At 66.6% G+C, this 12,799-nt stretch carries 13 protein-coding genes and 1 tRNA gene; 7 read left to right on the top strand and 7 right to left on the bottom strand.

Annotated features, from left to right (window positions below):
• Positions 1-20: 20 nt before the first annotated feature.
• Positions 21-97, top strand: a tRNA-Met gene (locus KCI33_RS06005).
• A gap of 300 nt (positions 98-397) precedes the next feature.
• Here KCI33_RS06005 and KCI33_RS06000 read toward each other — a convergent pair.
• On the bottom strand, positions 398-1,579 hold the full coding sequence (locus tag KCI33_RS06000; protein ID WP_212523854.1) for a branched-chain amino acid ABC transporter substrate-binding protein: 1,182 nt from the start codon (positions 1,577-1,579) through the stop codon (positions 398-400).
• Positions 1,554-2,525, bottom strand: coding sequence for a PQQ-dependent catabolism-associated beta-propeller protein (locus KCI33_RS05995; protein WP_212523853.1), 972 nt, complete (start codon positions 2,523-2,525; stop codon positions 1,554-1,556). Before KCI33_RS05995 ends, KCI33_RS06000 begins: the two co-directional genes overlap by 26 nt.
• A 119-nt stretch (positions 2,526-2,644) precedes the next feature.
• On the opposite strand from KCI33_RS05995, the gene KCI33_RS05990 reads away from it, so the two are divergent.
• Together KCI33_RS05990 and KCI33_RS05985 are read left to right on the top strand one after the other, a co-directional pair.
• Complete coding sequence (locus KCI33_RS05990; protein ID WP_212523852.1) at positions 2,645-4,345, top strand: PQQ-binding-like beta-propeller repeat protein; 1,701 nt, start codon at positions 2,645-2,647, stop codon at positions 4,343-4,345.
• 76 nt (positions 4,346-4,421) lie between these two features.
• Positions 4,422-4,985 carry a c-type cytochrome gene (locus tag KCI33_RS05985; RefSeq protein WP_212523851.1) on the top strand — a complete coding sequence of 188 codons (564 nt, stop codon included), beginning with the start codon at positions 4,422-4,424 and terminating at the stop codon, positions 4,983-4,985.
• Between the two features lie 46 nt (positions 4,986-5,031).
• Here KCI33_RS05985 and KCI33_RS05980 read toward each other — a convergent pair whose 3' ends face one another.
• The gene (locus tag KCI33_RS05980; protein WP_212523850.1) at positions 5,032-5,946 is read right to left on the bottom strand and encodes an ankyrin repeat domain-containing protein; all 915 of its coding nucleotides are present in this window, start codon (positions 5,944-5,946) and stop codon (positions 5,032-5,034) included.
• Entirely contained in the window at positions 5,943-6,365 is a 423-nt protein-coding gene (locus tag KCI33_RS05975; protein WP_212523849.1) for a hypothetical protein, read from the bottom strand. The genes KCI33_RS05980 and KCI33_RS05975 overlap by 4 nt, the downstream gene beginning before the upstream one ends.
• A 265-nt stretch (positions 6,366-6,630) precedes the next feature.
• Here KCI33_RS05975 and KCI33_RS05970 point away from each other — a divergent pair, with 265 nt between their 5' ends.
• Genes KCI33_RS05970 through KCI33_RS05960 form a run of 3 tightly spaced genes read left to right on the top strand, consistent with a single transcriptional unit; the run spans position 6,631 to position 8,955 of the window.
• Positions 6,631-7,599: an ABC transporter substrate-binding protein gene (locus KCI33_RS05970; protein WP_212523848.1), complete on the top strand. Its 969-nt coding sequence runs from the start codon at positions 6,631-6,633 to the stop codon at positions 7,597-7,599.
• On the top strand, positions 7,589-8,347 hold the full coding sequence (locus KCI33_RS05965) for an ABC transporter permease (RefSeq protein ID WP_212523847.1): 759 nt from the start codon (positions 7,589-7,591) through the stop codon (positions 8,345-8,347). The genes KCI33_RS05970 and KCI33_RS05965 overlap by 11 nt, the downstream gene beginning before the upstream one ends.
• Positions 8,344-8,955: an ATP-binding cassette domain-containing protein gene (locus tag KCI33_RS05960; protein ID WP_212523846.1), complete on the top strand. Its 612-nt coding sequence runs from the start codon at positions 8,344-8,346 to the stop codon at positions 8,953-8,955. The genes KCI33_RS05965 and KCI33_RS05960 overlap by 4 nt, the downstream gene beginning before the upstream one ends.
• Here the strand turns inward: KCI33_RS05960 and KCI33_RS05955 are convergent.
• From KCI33_RS05955 to KCI33_RS05945, 3 genes are all read right to left on the bottom strand, one after another.
• A complete protein-coding gene (locus tag KCI33_RS05955; RefSeq protein WP_212523845.1) occupies positions 8,936-9,727 on the bottom strand; it encodes an ABC transporter permease in 792 nt (263 codons plus the stop codon). The genes KCI33_RS05960 and KCI33_RS05955 overlap by 20 nt on opposite strands.
• The gene (locus tag KCI33_RS05950) at positions 9,724-10,461 is read right to left on the bottom strand and encodes an ABC transporter ATP-binding protein (protein WP_212523844.1); all 738 of its coding nucleotides are present in this window, start codon (positions 10,459-10,461) and stop codon (positions 9,724-9,726) included. The genes KCI33_RS05955 and KCI33_RS05950 overlap by 4 nt, the downstream gene beginning before the upstream one ends.
• A gap of 208 nt (positions 10,462-10,669) precedes the next feature.
• The gene (locus tag KCI33_RS05945; protein WP_212523843.1) at positions 10,670-11,560 is read right to left on the bottom strand and encodes a LysR family transcriptional regulator; all 891 of its coding nucleotides are present in this window, start codon (positions 11,558-11,560) and stop codon (positions 10,670-10,672) included.
• A gap of 97 nt (positions 11,561-11,657) precedes the next feature.
• On the opposite strand from KCI33_RS05945, the gene KCI33_RS05940 reads away from it, so the two are divergent.
• A complete protein-coding gene (locus KCI33_RS05940) occupies positions 11,658-12,647 on the top strand; it encodes a quinone oxidoreductase (RefSeq protein WP_212523842.1) in 990 nt (329 codons plus the stop codon).
• The last annotated feature ends 152 nt before the right edge of the window (positions 12,648-12,799 follow it).

Raw genomic sequence — 12,799 nt, 5'->3', positions numbered from 1 at the left:
AACGATGATCCCATAACTGTCGCGGGGTGGAGCAGCCCGGTAGCTCGTCAGGCTCATAACCTGAAGGTCGTAGGTTCAAATCCTACCCCCGCAACCAAATTCCATACACATTATCAACAGGTTACGAGCCGCCCATGGGCGGCTTCTTGCGTTGCATTAATGCCCCTGGAAGCACTGTGGAAGCAACCGAGGCCCGTTAAGCGGCGTGGCGGAAGGGCAACTGCGCAGGCGGCCGGGAGCGTCTCTTCGTGACCTGCTCCCCTTCGAGTCCGCGCTTATGAGTTAGCTCTGTTCAGGATTTGGTCCTCTTTCGACCGTTGGTGATACTCCCACGGGGTGAGCCCGTCGAGGCTCGAGTGGGGGCGGTGATGGTTGGAATGTCCCACCGATGCGGCGGTCAGCGCGGGCAGCGACTCTCGGGCGCGTCGATGCCGAGCGTGTCCAGGGTGTCGGTTCGATGTTCGAAACCATCGACCGGGGCACGTTCGATGACCGCGTTATGCGTTGCCAGCAGGATCGGCTGGCGCAACTGGCCGTTCCATTCGCGGAAACTGCCGCGCACCCCCTTGTAGAGATCGAGCGCGAAATCACCGGAACGGATGAGATCCGCGATCCGAAGGCGGTCGGCAGTGCCGCTCTGCGCGACTGTCTGGATGACCGCGCTGGCGGCGATCCAGGCAGCCCAGTCCTCCGGTTCCATATCGCGCTCCGCCAGTCGCCGAAACCGCTGATTGAGTTGCGGCGCGCCGTGGCGTTCCCAGGTCCAGTGCCAGGCGAAGGCCGACAGCCCCTCGCTGCCCACCACCGGGCGCGGGGAATAGGTGGCGTAGGGCACATATCGGCCGAATTCGCCCTCGGTGTCGGCAAGCCAGATCACGTCATGGGCCGGCGGGCCTGTCAGCAGCGCTATGTTGCTGCTGCCGCGCTGACGCGGATCGTTGGTCAGAACGAAATCCCGCTCGGCCACGATGCGCAGGCCGAACTTGGCAGCCGACCGGCCGATCGCCTCGGCCTCGTCACGGTCCTCCGGCGCCTTGCCGGCCAGCAGAAGGATGCGCGTCCATCCCCGCGACCGCAGATGCTGGGCCAGCGCGTCGGAGAGCATCGCGCGCGAGGGAATGGTGTGCAACAGCATCGGCGCGCAATCTGGCCCGCGCCACCGGTCGGCGGCGTGCCGGATATTGAAGAGCAACATCTTGTCGCCTTCGCGGGCCAGCACCTGTTCCATCCGGTCCTCCGGCAGGTCCAGAAGGACCGCAAGCGCCCCGCCTTCCCGTGCGGCGCGGACGGCCTCGACGGCGGATGCGTCCGCACCGAGCAGCGTTTCCTGCATTTCGAAATCGATGCCCAGCGCGCGCTCCAGCACCCCGGTTCCCTTCAGCGCGAGGCGCGCGCCGTCGACCGGGCGGTGGCGATCCTTCAGCGAGAGCCCGGTATAGACCGGCTGCGGCTCGTAATAGGGGTCGCCGTCAAGGCCGAGATAGACGAACCAGGCCCTCTCGGCAGCCGGCGCCGGCAGCGGCGCCAGCAGCAGCGCCAGCGCGGCGCAGAACCTAGCGATCGTCGATAAGAACGTCATAGGGAACCCGCCCAACCGGGATGGTGGTGATCGGCCTCAGGCTTTCGGTGTCGATGACCGAGACGTCATCGGACAGGCCGTTGGCGACGTAAAGCGTCCGTTCGTCGGCGGAAAGCGCCAGTCCCCAGGCGCGCTTGCCGACGAGGATATAGTCGATGACCTCGCGCTTTCGCACGTCAACGACAGCGACATGGTTGGCACGGCCCAGCGCCACATAGGCGCGGCTGCCGTCGGCCGTGATGATGAGATCCACCGGGGTCACCTGTTCGGGGCGGAAGCCGGTCGGCAGAAAGGCAATGTCGCCGACAAGTCGCAGCGTCTCCACATCAATGATGTCCACGATCCCGGCGAGTTCTGCCGAGACCCAGAGCTCCTTTTCGTCGGGCGTCAGCGCGAAGCGGCGCGGCCGGGTATCGACCAGGATGTCCGCGATAACCGCGTCAGCCTCGAGGTCTATGACATGGACGAGATTCGCGGCCTCGGACGCGACGAACACCAGCCGCCCGTCCGAGGTTGCCTGCACGCCCTCCGGCTCTTCGCCGGTTTCGTATTCGCTGAGGAGTTCGCCAGTTTGCACGTCGTAGACGGTTGCGGTGGCATCCTCCTCGTTGGACACGATCAGACGCCTTCCGTCCGGATGCAGATCGAAGGTTTCGGGTGCCGGCACGCCCCTAATCCGGCGCAGCAGCGCGCGCGTCGCCGTATCGTAGATGGCGATCTGGTCGTCGTCGGCGCAGGCGACGTAGAATTCCTTGCGGTCGGCGCTGAAATGCATGCCGCGTGGGCGGGCGCAGGCCTCCAGCTGCGCCACGACGGAATGGTCGGGCGCCAGAATCGTCAGCGTGTCGTCACGTTCGTTCGCAACGAACGCCAGGCCAGACCCCTGCGCCAGCGCAACCGACCCAAGGAGCAGCCAAAAGCCACCCGCAAGACAGCAATTCCTCATGCGACATTCTCCCAACTTGACAGGTAATTTCCAAAAACTGGCGAGTCTAGCAATTTTCCAATACTATGGGTCTGCTTGGCCAGGCGGAGACCTGGCCATAGCCATGGGAGGAAGAAATTATGAAACTTAAATTCCTGAAAGCTTTGCTCGCTTTGCCTCTGGTCCTTGTGGCCGGCTCGGCATGGGCGCAGGAGGAGGTCGGCGGCGGCACCCTCTACGGTGACCTTTCCTATGTGACGCAGGACATGCTCAGCCGGGCGGCCGGCGACGGCAACAATTTCCTGCACACAAACGGCAACTATCAGCAGACGCGCTACTACCCCTCGCGCCAGATCAACACGGACAACGTGGGGAAACTACGGCCGGCCTGGATCTTCCAGACCGAGATCGTCGACACGATGGAGACGACGCCAATCGTGGTGAACGGGGTCATGTATGTCACGACCGCGTTCAACCATGTCTATGCCCTGGACGCCCGCACGGGCGCGCAGATCTGGCATCACAAGCACGACATGGGCCCGATCACCACCTATTGCTGCGGCCCGAACAACCGTGGCGTGGCGGTCACTGGCGACAAGGTCTTCATGGGCACGCTCGACGCCAAGCTGGTGGCGCTTGACGCCAAGACCGGCAAGCAGGTCTGGGAAACCGAGATCGCCGATCCCGAGCTTGGCTATTCCGAGACGATGGCCCCGACCGTCGTGAACGACATGGTGCTGATCGGCACCAATGGCGGCGAATACGGCATCCGCGGCTTCGTGAAGGCGTTCGACACCGAAACGGGTGAACTGAAGTGGACCTTCCACACGACCGCGGAGGATTCGACCGGGGTCTGGGCCACCCATGACGCCACCGGCCGCGACATGCTGCGCGACATCGAGGCCGAGAAGGCCGCGCTGGCGGAGCAGGGCGACCCCTACGAGACCCTCGGTGGCGGCGTCTGGCAGAACCCGGCGGTCGACCTGGAGACCAACCGGGTCTACTTCGTCGTGGGCAACCCGTCACCCGATCTCGACGGGGCGCTGCGCCCCGGTGACAACCTCTATACCGACAGCCTTGTCGCGGTTGACCTGAACACGGGCGAATATGTCTGCCACTTCCAGTACATCGCGCATGACGTGTGGGACCTGGATGCGGTTTCGCCGCCGATCATCACCACGGTCAAGGACGCGGATGGCAACGACGTCAAGGGCGTGCTGCATGGCGGCAAGACCGGGCATGTCTACGTCCACAAGGCCGACGACTGCTCTCTGATCCGATTCTCCGAGGCGATGGTTCCGCAGGAGAACATGTGGACGCTTCCGACCGCTGATGGGGCGCGTATGCTGCCCGGGGCCAATGGCGGTGTCGAATGGTCGCCCATGGCGATCGACCCGACGCAGCGCCTGAGCTACGCCATCAACCTGCACCAGCCGATGACCTACACGGTGTCGTCCACGCCCTATCCGGAAGGCAAGCTGTGGCTCGGCGGTTCCTTTGACGTGATCCCGGACGAGGAACAGTGGGGCAACGTCACCGCCGTCGACTACGACACCGGCAAGATCCGCTGGAAGGTGCGCACCGCGGAGCCGATGATCGGCGGTGTCCTCGCCACAGCGGGCGGGCTCGTCTTCACCGGCGAGGGCAACGGCCTGTTCAAGGCTTACGATTCGACCAGCGGCGCCGAGCTGTGGCGCTTCCAGGCCGGTGCCGGCGTAAACGCGCCGCCGTCGAGCTATACGGTGGACGGAACCCAGTACATTGTGGTCGCCGCAGGGGGCAACGCCCAGCTCAACTACAAGCGCGGGAACAATATCATCGCGTTCGCGCTTGCCGACTGAGCCTCCGGGCGCAATCCTGATACCAAGATGCGGGGCCGCCAGGCCCCGCATCGTTCCAACGAGCGGAGCACGATTCATGAAACGATACGCCTTAGCACTGGCGGCGCTGATTGCGGCCGGGCCGGCCAGCGCGCAGGACGATTTCAATCTCGAGGACGCCGTTGCCGTCTGCAGCGGATGCCACGGAGAGGACGGCCTTCCCGTGGACGAGGAATACCCGATCCTCTGGGGGCAGCAGTTCTTCTACATCTACACCCAACTGAAGGACTATGCCGCCGGCCGTCGCGAAAACGAGATCATGTCGCCGATCGCGTCCGAGTTTTCGCGCGACCAGATGAAGGCGGTGGCGCAATATTTCGCCGACAAGCCGTGGCCCGCGATCGATGCGCATGCCGAAGAGGGCGACAGCCAGATCGCCGAACGCGGCATCACCGGCGGCCAGTGCAGCGCCTGCCACGGCAAATGGCAGGGCGACAGCCGCATTCCGCGCCTCGCCGGGCAGCAGCCGGGCTATCTGCGCAAGGCGATGCTGGATTTCAAGAATGACGTGCGCAAGAACGCGCCGGACAAATCCAGCACGATGAAGCAGCTTTCGGAGGAAACCATCGACGCGCTGGCGCGCTATCTCGCGGCATTCTGACCGGATGCCGCTGCCGGGCGTGACCTCGCGCCCCTGGCCCCTACCCCTAGCCGCCGAGGCGCGACCGGATCGCCTCGGTGGCGGCGAGATCGGCTGCCGTCTTGCCCTGGCCGTCGCGCCGGGCGGGATCGGCGCCCTGCTCCAGCAGAAACGCGACCATCTCCGCGTGGCCGCGCGCGGCGGCGATCATCAGGGCGTCACGGCCGCGATCGTCCTGCCGCGACAGGTCGGCGCCGGCCTCCAGCAGCAATTTCGCGGTTGCGATCCCGTCCGAAGGCGGCGCGTCGTTGGCGTGGCCGGCGGCCCACATCAGCGGCGTCAGCTGATGCCCCCAAATGCCGTCGGGATCCGCGCCGGCCGAGATCAGGAGTTCGGCGATATCGACGAAGCCGCGGCCCGCCGCATAACTCAGCGCGACCTTGCCGGTGCCGTCCACGGCGTCGATCTCCGATCCCGCCGCGATCAGCGTCTCCACCAGCCGGCGGTGCCCGCCGAAGGCTGCGGCGATCAGCGGCGTGATGCCCTTGTCGTCCGCGGCATTCGGGTCGGCACCGGCCTCAAGCAGTATCGCGGCGACCCGGCGGCGCCCGTCCCGCGCCGCGCGCAGCAGCGGGGTCGCCCCGGTCAGGTCGCGGTGATGGATATCCGCCCCCGCCTCCAGAAGCACCCCGGTCACGTTTCGCGAGCCCTTGCTCGCCGCAATCGACAGCGCCGACGCGCCGCCGGCATTCCTGGCGTGCACGGATGCGCCCTCGTCCAGCAAACCGGCGGCGATGTCGGCGCAGTCGAGCGCGGCCGCCTCGAACAGCGCCTCGCTGAGCAGGCGAATTTCGCCATGCGCCGGTTTCTGGGCCAGTTCCTGGGCCAGCGCGCTGCAGATCAGCGAGGCGGGCTGCGCCGCCACCGCACCGGCCGCCAAGGCCGCGAAGGCGGCAAGCGGGATCACGGCCTTGAGCTTCATTGCACGATGAACTCCCCGTTGAATCCCTGTGTTTCGAGGCCCTCGACATAGAACCTGTAGGTTCCCGGCCGGATCGGCACGAACCAGATGTCGATCACGCCCTCGTCGTCGAATTCGACGGCATGCAGCCCGTAGGGCTTGACCTCCAGATCCTCGATGACGATCTGGTCGATCCAGCTTTCCCGGAACAGCTCAGGCGCCAGCAGCTTGTATTCCTCCAGGCCGTCGCTTTCGATCCGCCAGCGGTAATAGGTGCCGGCCTTGATCGTGTAGCTGGTCGTCGAAAACCCCTCGGCGGCGTTCAGCGCGAGCGGGTCGAGCCGCGTCGCCCGCCGGGTGGGATCGCCGTCCGCTGCGGCTGGCGTTGCAGCCGCGGCCAGGACCGCCAGAGCCGTCAACAGCCGCCTTGTCAGGTTCATCCTCGCCTCCCCTTCAGGCAAATCCGCCCCGCACGCGTCGCGATGCCTGGAAACCGGACTGTAATTCATCGACGGCGGCCGGTCCATCGCATGCCCCGGCCCCGGAAACGATGTCTGCAATGACACGCGGGAGCATATCAAATATGATGCCGCTGTTATTGGCGAAAAGTTTGTCCGCCAGTTGCGGTTGCATCCCCCGTGTTGCGGGGACCGCTTGCATCTGACGACGGCGATTGGCCAATCGGTCAGGGAGGACGAAATGGGAATGTTCCGGCAATTCATTGCTGCGCTGGCGCCACTGGTGCTGAGCGTCGCGGCAGCAACGGCCGAGGCTCCGGTGCTTCGTGTCGCCGTTCTGGAGTTCGGCACCGTCAATTGGGAGCTGGACACGATCAAGCACCACGGCCTCGATGCCGAAAACGGCTTCGACATGCGGGTGCAGGGCGTGGCCGGCAGTTCGGCCGCGCAGGTGGCGTTCCAGGGCGGGGAAGCCGATGCGATCGTCTCCGACTGGATCTGGGTCGCCCGCCAGCGCGCGGCCGGAAAGGACTATGTCTTCGTTCCCTATTCTAAGGCGGTGGGCGGGGTCATGGTTCCGGCGTCCAGCCCGGCGCGGTCCCTGGCCGATCTGAAGGGCCAGAAGATCGGCATCGCCGGCGGCCCGCTGGACAAGAGCTGGATCATCCTGCAGGCCTATGCCGAACAGGCCCACGGCATGGACCTTGCGGCCGAGACCGAGCAGGTCTTTGGCGGGGCGCCCCTGATCTACAAGGCCGCGCTGGGCGGCGAGCTGGGCGGTGCGATCAATTTCTGGCACTTCCAGGCCAAGATGGAGGCCGCCGGCATGCGGCCGCTGATCTCGGTCTCCGAGGCGGCGCAGGAACTTGGGCTCGATCCCGAAACGCCGCTGCTGGGCTATGTCCTCAAGGGCGAAATGCTGCGCGACCACCCGGAGCTGGTCGAGGGGCTGGCACGGGCCTCGCGCGGCGCCAAGGAGATGCTGGCCGCCGATGACGCGGAATGGGAGAGGCTGCGCGAGCGCATGAACGCGAAAAACGCTTCCGAATTCGAGGCCCTCAAGGCGGGCTTCCGGGCCGGCATCCCCGGCCCCGGATCGGTGGACGAAGAGGCCGCGTCCAGGCTGTTGTCGCTGATGGCGCGGATCGGCGGCAGCGATCTGGTGGGCGAGGCAACCGAGTTGCCGAAGGGGCTTTTCGTCAACATTGGCAGCTGATCCCCGCAGACCCGGAATAACGGCCCTGTCGCTGGCGGGCCTGCTGGCGTTCTGGTCGCTGCTGGCAATCGCAGGCGGCGACCCCGAGGTGCTGCCGCCGCCCTGGCGCGTGGCGCCGCTGATCTACGCCGAGGCCGCCTCGGGCGAACTGGCCCGGCATCTGGTGGCAACGCTGCGCCGGGTCGCGATGGCCTATGTCATCGCGATGTCCCTCGGCATGGCGATCGGGATGGTGATGGGGCTGAGCCGCCGGGCGAACCAGTGGCTCGATCCCTGGCTCATCGTGTTCCTCAACCTGCCGGCGCTGGTGACCATTGTGCTCGCCTATCTCTGGATCGGGCTGAACGAGGTCGCGGCCGTCATGGCGGTCGCGCTCAACAAGATCCCGACCGTCATCGTGACCATCCGCGAGGGCGCAAGGGCGCTCGACCCCCGGCTGAACGACATGGCGCGCGTCTTCCGCCTCTCGCGGCTGGAAAAGCTCCGGCATGTGGCCTTGCCGCAACTGGCGCCTTTCATCGCCAGCGCCGGACGCTCGGGCATCGCGCTGATATGGAAGATCGTCCTGGTGGTGGAGTTCCTGGGGCGCTCCGACGGGATCGGCTTCAAGATCCACCTTTATTTCCAGCTTTTCGATGTCGGGATGGTTTTCGCCTATGCGATCAGCTTCATCGCCGTCATGTTGTTGATCGAAGCCTTGGTCTTGCAGCCCTGGGAGGCGAGGGCGTCACGGTGGCGGCGCGCATGATAACTGTGGACGTGCGTGAAAAGCGGTTCGGTGACGCGTGCATTCTGCGCGACCTGTCCTTCGCGCTGGACGCGGGCGAGACGCTGGCTATCACCGGACCATCCGGTGTGGGCAAGACCACGCTGCTGCGGATCGTCGCCGGCCTGGACCCCGCGTTCGAGGGCCGGGTCGCGCGCCCCGAGCGACTGGCGATGGTGTTCCAGGAACCCACCCTGTTGCCCTGGCGTTCGGCGCGGGACAATCTCCGGCTGGCCGCGCATGTGGATGCGGAGGCCGCCGACAGGGCGCTTGCCGAGGTGGGGCTCGAGGGTAAGGAGGGCCATTACCCGTCGCAGCTGTCGCTCGGCCAGCAGCGGCGCCTGGCGCTCGCCCGGGCCTTCGCGGCGCGGCCCGAGCTGCTGTTGATGGACGAACCCTTCGTTTCGCTCGACGCCCCGATCGTCGAGGACATGCTGCAACTGACCGAGCGCCTCTTGGCGGCCCATCGCGTTGCCACGATCTTCGTGACCCATTCGCCGATGGAGGCGGCGCGCCTGGCCACCAGGACCCTGCGGCTCGACCGCCCGGACGCGGCCTCGGGCGGCGGGCCTAGCCCTTCTGCCTCATGAGCCCGCGGGCCGGGTCGTAGCCCAGCAGCGCGAGCAGCAGAAAGACCAGCAGCGCCGCGAACGCCCACAGCAGCGCCCAGCCGTTGAACTGGCCATAGAGCGCGAAGCGGATCAGTTCGACCGCGTGGGTGAACGGATTTGCCGCGCTCAGCCGGTAGAGGAGTTGCGAGCTTTCGGCCATCTTCCACAGCGGGTAGAGCGCCGAGGACAGGAAGAACATCGGGAAGATGACGAAATTCATCACCCCGGCAAAGTTCTCCAGCTGCCGGATGAAGGACGACAGCGCCAGCCCGAGCGCGCCCAGCATCAGCCCGGTGACGAACAGCGCCGGCAGGACGAGCAGATAGCCCTCCCAGGGCATGCGGATGCCAAAACCCGCCGCGATGGCGAGGAAGGTGTAGACCTGAAGGATCGAGATCGTCGCGCCGGCCAGAAGCTTGCTCACCAGCAGCCACCAGCGCGGCATGGGGCTGGTCAGCAGCAGACGCATCGACCCCATCTCGCGGTCGTAGACCAGGCTGAGAGAGCTCTGCATCCCGTTGAAAAGCTGGATCATCCCGCACAGCCCGGGGATAATGTAGACCTCGTAGGTGATGTAGACCTCGTAGGGCGGGATGATCGACACGCCCAGTGCGTTGCGGAAGCCGGCGGCGAAGATCAGCAGCCAGACGAGCGGCCGGACGAGCGCCGACATGAAACGCCCGCGCTGATGGACGAAGCGCAACGCCTCGCGCGCGACGATGGCGCGCAGGCAGATCAGCCAGGCACTCATGACGCCTCCTCGCGCGTCATGGCCAGAAAGGCGTCGGCAAGCCGCTCTCCCCCCGCGATGTCCGAGGCGATGCCGCGCGCCAGCACCTTTCCGCGATGCAGCACGACAAGGTCATCCTCGTCGCGCACCTCGTCGACGAGGTGGGTGGCCCAGAGCACGGTCAGGCCCTCCTCCCGGCACAGCTCATGCACGCGCGCGGTGATCGCGCGCCGGCTTGCCGCATCGAGGCCGACCGTGGGTTCGTCGAGCAACAGCACCCGGGGGCCGTGGAGCAGGGCGCGCGCGATTTCGGCGCGTCTGCGGTGCCCGCCATTCAGGTCGCGCGCCCGTTCCCGCGCCCGGTCGGCCATGCCAAGCCAGCCCAGCGCCCTGTCGATCCGCTGCTCCGCATCGCGGCCGGAAATGCCGTGCAGGGCGGCGAAATAGGCAAGGTTCTGCCTGACCGTGAGATCGAGGTCGAGCGTTTGCTGCTGGAACACGACGCCCATCAGCGCCAGCGCCGCGCGCGGGTTCCGCGACAGATCGATGCCGCTGATCCGGATCTTCCCCGTCCGGGTGACGAACAGGCGGGTCAACAGCGAAAACAGCGTCGATTTGCCGGCGCCATTCGGTCCCAGAAGGGCGCAGAATGTCCCGGCTGCCACCGCGAAGTCCACGCCGTCGAGGGCCCTGCGATCCCCATAGGCATAGCTGACGCCTTCGACCGCCAGACCCGGATGCGCGTCGCCGGTCACTTTTCTGGCACCCCGCGGGATCGGTTGACGCCGGCGGCGCCGGGACAGTCGGCTTTCACGACGTCACGTTCGATTGTCCTCACGTGGACCTCCCGCTGAAATGACCGCGCCCGGGGCCGCTGGGATCAGTCAACCCAGTCGGGGCGGCCGCGTCAATCTCTAGCATGGGACGGCTTGGGGTGCCTGCCGCGCGCCATGCGCTGCCACGCTATGCGTTCCTGGCGGGGTGTTCGGCAAACTGCGTCAGCAGGTCGAGCAGCGCGTTCTTGGCCAGTTGCACGCGCGGCAGGCCGAGGGCCTGTTCGTGGACCAGCATCCAGAGATCCGGCGCCAGCCCGGGCGCATCCTGCAAAAGGGGCGCCAGACCGGCGGCCTCGGCGGCGAAGCTGGGCAGGACGGCCAGGCCGAGGCCCTGTTTCACCGCCGCCAGCTGCGCGTTCAGCGACGACAGGCGCAAGGCGGGTTGCAGGCCGGGGCAGAGCGCCTCCAGCCAGGTGGCCATGGTGAGATAGCGCAGGTCCTCGGTCCAGCCGATCACCCGGTGGCGGTGCAGGTCGGCGGCGCTGTCGGGGGCGCCGTGGCGGGCGATGTGATCGGCCGAGGCATAGATGCCGAAGGCAATCCGGCCCAGCCTGCGCTGGCGGTAGCTGCCGCGTTCCGGCCGGATCAGGCGCAGGACGATGTCGGCCTCCCTTCCGGTCAGGCGCATCGGGCGCACGCTTGAATGCATCTCGATCCGGATGTCAGGGTGGCTTTGCAGGAAACCCGCAAGGCCGGGGAGCAGGATCTCCTGCCCCAGTAGCTCGGGCGCGGAAATGCGGACGGGGCCGGCAAGGTCAGTGTCCTTTTCGCGGGCGCTGCGCTCGAAAACGCGCATTTCGGCCGCGGCGCGTTCCGCAGGCGCCACCAGGTCCTGCCCCGCCGGTGTCAGATCGTAGCCGTCCCGGTGGGGGCGGAACAGGCGCACCTGAAGCGCCGATTCCAGCGCCCCGATGCGGCGGGACACGGTGGATGGGCTGACCCCGAGCTGGCCGGATGCCGCGCTGAGCGTCTTGGCATTCGCCACGGCGAGGAAGAACTTCAGGTCATTCCAGTCCATAGGTCGTTCTATTTTCGCAAAATCGGATTGCGGAAGAGTTTCTCGACCCGCATCGGAAAGCAAGCCATTGTTTGGCAAACCCTTATGAGACAAGACCATGACAGTTGAATCCGAAATCCTCCGACTTTCCGAATTTGGCGCCCCCGAGGTGCTGAGCTGGCAAAAGCAGGTTTTGCCGTCCCCCGCGCCCGGCGAGGTCCAGATCCGCCATCTGGCGATCGGCGTGAACTACATCGACATCTATCACCGCCGCGGCGTCTACGCCGCGCCGCTGGCGTTGCCCAGCGGTCTCGGGGTCGAGGGCGTGGGCGAGATCACGGCCCTGGGCGAGGGCGTCTCGGGATTCGCCCTCGGCCAGCGCGTGGCCTATGTCGGCGGCCCTCCCGGCGCCTATGCCACCTACCGCAACCTGCCCGCCGCCCGCGCCATCGCGCTGCCTGAGGGGCTGGACAGCACGCAGGTCGCGGCGCTGATCTTCAAGGGGCTGACGGTTGAATACCTGATCCACCGCTGCGTTCCCGTGACCAGGGGCGACACCGTGCTGCTGCACGCCGCGGCGGGCGGGGTGGGCACGATCGCCTGTCAGTGGCTGCACGCGATCGGTGCGACCGTCATCGGCACGGTCAGTTCCGCCGAGAAGGCGGAGGTTGCGCGTGCGAATGGATGCGATCACGCGATCCTCTACACCGATGAGGATTTTCAGGCGCGGGTGGCCGAGATCACCGGCGGCAAGGGCGTCGATGTTGTCTATGATTCGGTCGGTGCCGATACTTTCGCCAAATCGCTCGATTGTCTGCGGGCGCGAGGCACCCTGGTCAGTTTCGGCGAAGCGTCGGGCCCGGTGCCGCCGCTGAACGTGGCATCGCTGGGGGCGAAGGGATCGCTCTACGTCACCCGGCCGTCGATCGCGCATTACACCGCCGTCCGGGCGGAATACGAGGCCGCGGCACAGCGCCTCTTCGCGGCGATGCAGGCGGGGGTGGTGCGCGCCTCGGCGGTCACGACCTATGCCCTGTCGGACGCGCGCAAGGCGCATGAGGATCTTGAGGCCCGGCGCACGACGGGTTCGGTGGTTCTGCTGCCGTGATGGCGGCGCAACTTCCGGGGACGCCCGTCCTCCCGGCGCTGCGCGGGACGACAGGCTGCCGGTCGCATGGGGCCGCCTGACGCAAGCGGGGTGTTCATCGGCATATCGGCCGACCGCAGGACTGGTCGTCATCCTGCGGTCGGTCACCGAGG

Origin of the sequence: Actibacterium sp. MT2.3-13A (genome assembly GCF_018139985.1) — a bacterium.
GTDB lineage: Bacteria > Pseudomonadota > Alphaproteobacteria > Rhodobacterales > Rhodobacteraceae > JAGSOU01.
Note: the sequence above shows the minus strand (reverse complement) of the source record. Positions and strands in the feature narration are given on the sequence as shown.